Source organism: Bradyrhizobium sp. (assembly GCF_016462955.1).
GTDB lineage: Bacteria > Pseudomonadota > Alphaproteobacteria > Rhizobiales > Xanthobacteraceae > Bradyrhizobium.
In genome coordinates, this window is sequence record NZ_JAEMSD010000084.1 from 13,824 (window position 1) to 17,889 (window position 4,066).

General features: G+C 66.0%; 4 protein-coding genes and 1 pseudogene. All 5 read right to left on the minus strand.

What is annotated here, in order from left to right; translation table 11 throughout:
• The coding region (locus JHD07_RS11880) for a TRAP transporter large permease subunit (RefSeq protein WP_291622194.1) at nucleotides 1–252 on the minus strand (252 nt) is incomplete at its 3' end.
• 31 nt (nucleotides 253–283) lie between these two features.
• A complete protein-coding gene (locus JHD07_RS11885; RefSeq protein ID WP_291622196.1) occupies nucleotides 284–877 on the minus strand; it encodes a TRAP transporter small permease in 594 nt (197 codons plus the stop codon).
• A gap of 10 nt (nucleotides 878–887) precedes the next feature.
• Nucleotides 888–1,886 carry a TRAP transporter substrate-binding protein gene (locus JHD07_RS11890; protein WP_291622198.1) on the minus strand — a complete coding sequence of 333 codons (999 nt, stop codon included), beginning with the start codon at nucleotides 1,884–1,886 and terminating at the stop codon, nucleotides 888–890.
• 34 nt (nucleotides 1,887–1,920) lie between these two features.
• Nucleotides 1,921–3,579 (minus strand): hydantoinase B/oxoprolinase family protein, encoded by a 1,659-nt coding sequence (locus JHD07_RS11895; protein WP_291622200.1) that lies wholly within the window; start codon nucleotides 3,577–3,579, stop codon nucleotides 1,921–1,923.
• Between the two features lie 2 nt (nucleotides 3,580–3,581).
• Nucleotides 3,582–4,066, minus strand: a pseudogene (locus JHD07_RS11900) (hydantoinase/oxoprolinase family protein); the annotation flags it as partial.

The following is a 4,066-nucleotide window of genomic DNA, read 5'->3' on the forward strand; positions in this document are numbered from 1 at the left end:
GCCCTGGAACAGCGAGCGTGACAGGCGGGTGCGGAATAGAAGTTCGCCCATCAGGATGAACAGCGGCAGCGCCAGCAGCTCCTGCGTGGTCAGGATGTTCCAGGCGTATTGCGGCAGCAGCTTGTCGAGCGGGATCGAGCGGAACATCGCGAGCAGCACCGTCGCGGTGAGCGCAAGCGTGAGGCCGATCCAGACCCCGCACGCCAGCAGCGCGAACAGGATCGCGAACAGGGCGACGACTTCGATGGTCATGCGATCTCGAATCCGGATGCGGGCAAAGCGGTCATTCGACGGGCGAGGCCTTCATGCGATGATCCTCCAACGGCAGGCCGAGCGCGGCCTGTATCGCGCGCGCCAGGAACTGGAGCGTCAGCAGCAGCATGCCGAAGGTGACGACCGCCTGCGGAAACCACAGCGGCGTATCGCTCGAGGTCGAAACCTGGCCGCGCACGAACGCGCTCCAGGCGAACTTCGCCATGGCCGAGGTCAGGAACGCCATGAAGGCGAATCCGGCCGCCGCCGAAAAGATCTCGAGCGCGCGCTGCACCGGCGCCGGTACGTTCTTCAGCAACAGCACGACGCGGATGTGCCCGCCGACGCGCAAGGTCATGGCGGCGCCGAAGGTGAAGGACGCCGCCATCAGATAGGAGGAATATTCCCACGCGATCGAGATGCTCGGCGGGAAGAACGGCAGGAAATTCGACAGGAAGCGGGTCGCGACCTCGCACAGCATCAGCAGCGTCAACGCAAGCAGGCATCCGCCGCCGATCCAGCCGTCGAGTCGGCCGAGGCGATCGATGCCGTCGAGGACGAGGCGCAGCGGCGCGGGCGCCGCTGCATTGAGGCTCTGCGGAGCTTCGGGCGAGATGCTCACCACGACATCGTCCTCAGCCGCGCTTCATTTCGGCGAGATAGGCCCGCACCGGCTTGTCGGCCGCCGCCACGCGCTTGAGGAAGGCGTCGAGCTGCGGCGCGGTCTTGGCCCGGATCTCCGTCATCATGGCTTGCGAGACCGGCACCACCTCCATGCCGCCTTCCTTGAGGCGGTTGAGGCTGTCGACATCGGCCTTGAGTGAATTGGCCCAGAAGCCCGGCTCCATCTTCGCCGCGATATCCGCAACGAGCTTCTGCTGGTCGGCGCTGAGCACCTTCCAGGCGTCGAGATTGACGGTGAGCATCTGCGACGACCAGACGTGGTTGGTCGGGTAGATGTATTTCAGGAATTCCCAGAACTTGCCGTCGACGCCCGACACCGACGAGGTGGAGACGCCGGCCACCGCGCCGGAGGCGAGCGCGGGAATGGTCTCGCCCCACGGGATCATCACCGCCGCCATGCCGATCGCATTGAGCATCTCGACGGCGTTCTTGTCGGGCACGCGGATCTTGATGTTCTTCAGGCCTTCGACATCGGCGACCTTCGCCTTCAGATGCAGGTACTGCGTCGGCCACGGCACGATGTAGAGGATCTTCTGGTTGTTGCGCGCGGCGATCTTCTCATATTCGGGCCGCACGTATTTGTGCAGCACCTTCAACTCCTCCACGGAGCCGCAGAGGAATGGGATGCTCTCGACGCCCATGAAGGGCTCGTCGCCGACCTGCTGGATGTTGAGGACGTCGGCGAGCGGCACCAGGCCGTCGCGCACGGCGCGCAGATGCTCGGGCCCCTTGAAGCCGAGCTGACCGCCAGCCTTCACGGTGATGGCAACCGCACCGCCCGTCTGCTTCTTCACCTCCTCGGCGAAGGCCATCGCGTTCTGGGTGTGGAAATTGCCGTCGGGCCAGACTGTCGACATGTCCCAGTTCGTCGCCGCCCGGGCGCGGGTCGAGATGTGGCCGGCGGCGAGCAGCGTTGCTGCACCCGCGGTGAAGTTACGTCGCGTGATCATGAACCCCCTCCGTTTTGCCAAGCGCGTCGATGCGTCAACGCGCGTACCCATAAACCCTGACTGCATTCTCCGAGGACACGAGGCCGCTCGCGACGTCGTCACTCACGGCCGCACGATCGCGCGTCGCCGGATCTCCGATACCGGCGCCACCGGGCGTCAGCACCACCAGCCGGTCATCCGGCGGCACCTGCTGAAAGCCCTTGCCGCGCAGTTTCTTGCCGGACTTGAGCCCGACATAGCCGGCCTCGCCGTCCCGGCCGCCATCGCGTCCGCGCGGCGGATGATCGATGCGATCGAACGCGGCGAGAATGTCGAACGGAGCATCGACGCCGCTGCCGACCTCGATGATCTGGCCGAGACCGCCGCGGGTGCGCCCTGCCCCGCCGGAATCCGGACGCAGTTCCTTGCGCCAGAAGATCAGCGGCGTCTGCGTCTCCGCGATCTCGACCGGCGTACCGCGCACGCCGCTGGGGTAGGCTGTGGCCGAGAGCCCGTCCTTGCCGAAACGCGCGCCAGTACCGCCATTGGAGGTCACCGCCATCGAGAACCCGTAATTGCCGCCGACGCCGCTACGCGTCTGTCCGCGGACGTTGAGATTCCACAGGCACGAGGTGCCTTCGGCCGGCACGCGCTCGGGAATGATCTGGCGCAGGCAGCCGAACACCACGTCGGGCAGCATCTGGCCGATGATGTGGCGCGAGGCGACCGGCGCGGGCTTCGGCGCATTGAGGATCGCGCCCGCCGGCGCCGACACCGTCAGCGGCGAGAGCGAGCCGGCATTGTTCGGGATCTGCGAGGCGACGACGCAGCCGAGGCCGAAAACGGTGTAGGCGGTGGTATAGGACAGCGGCACGTTGATGCCGAACTTCGAGGCGGCGGACGTCCCCTCGAAATCGACGTGAATGCCGGTATCCGAGATCGTCAGCGTCGCCGCCAGCGTCACCGGCGCATCATAGCCGTCGACGACCATGGTGTTGCGCCAGCTGCCCTTCGGCAGCTTGGCGATCTCGGCCAGCACCGCCTCGCGCGAGCGGTCGCAGATGTAGTCGCCGAGCTCGTCGAGCGTGTCGATGCCGAACTCGCTCATCATCTCGACCAGGCGCTCGCAGCCGACGTCGTTGCAGCCGGCGAGCGAATAGGTGTCGCCTTCGGTGTCGATCGGCAGCCGCGTGTTGGTGCGGATCATCGCCATCAGCGTCTCGTTGACGACGCCCTGGTCGATCAGCTTCAGCATGGGGATGTAGAGCCCCTCCATGAACACGTCGGTGGCATCGGGCCCGAAGCCGATGCCGCCGATGTCCATGAGGTGGCTGGTGCAGGAGAACAGCGCTACGACCTTGCCGTCCTTGAAGCACGGCGTGGTGACGACGAAGTCGTTGAGGTGGCCGGTGCCCATCCAGGGATCGTTGGTGATGTAGGCGTCGCCCTGCTTCATCGTCTCGATCGGGAAATGGTCGATGAAGTGCTTGACCGATTCCGCCATCGAGTTGACGTGGCCGGGCGTGCCGGTCACCGCCTGCGCCAGCATGCGTCCCTTGAGGTCGAACACGCCGGCGGAGAGGTCTCCGCATTCGCGCACGATCGGGCTGAATGCGGTGCGCAGCAGCACTTGCGCCTGCTCCTCGACCACGGCGATCAGCCGGTGCCACATGATCTGGAGGTCGATCAGGCTCGCGCCATTTGCCTTGCTCATGATCAGGCCGCCTTTCGTTCCATGACGATGCTGCCGGCACCATCTATGTGGGCATCAAAACTGTTGGAGACGAAGGTGGAGGTCTCGTCCTCCGCGATTACGGCAGGGCCGGCAATGGTGGCCCCCGGCGCCATGTCCTCGCGGCGATAGAGCGGGATTTCGATCACCTCGCCGGCGCGGCCGTCGAAGAATTTGCGGCTACCGACGGCCTGTCCAGCCGGCTTACGCGCCACGGAAGCGACGGCGGGCGGATTGCGCGCCTCGGTGGTGGCGAGCACCGACCAGCTCAGCACTTCGATCGCAGCGCCGGGGATCGGACGCTCGAACATCGCTGAATAATCGGCCTCGAACTGCTGGCGCAGACCAGCGAGATCGGCCGTCGTCAGCGGACGGTTCGGCAGCTCGACCGAGATCTCGTGGCCCTGCCCGACATAGCGCATGAAAGCCGCGCGGCGCTCGCGCACCGGTGCGCCGGCGGCTCCAGGCT

What these genes read in the sequence shown, in the direction of transcription:
- JHD07_RS11895 (WP_291622200.1), bottom strand. Translation starts at nt 3,579, where the DNA reads ATGAGCAAGGCAAATGGCGCGAGCCTGATCGACCTCCAGATCATGTGG.
- JHD07_RS11890 (WP_291622198.1), bottom strand. Translation starts at nt 1,886, where the DNA reads ATGATCACGCGACGTAACTTCACCGCGGGTGCAGCAACGCTGCTCGCC.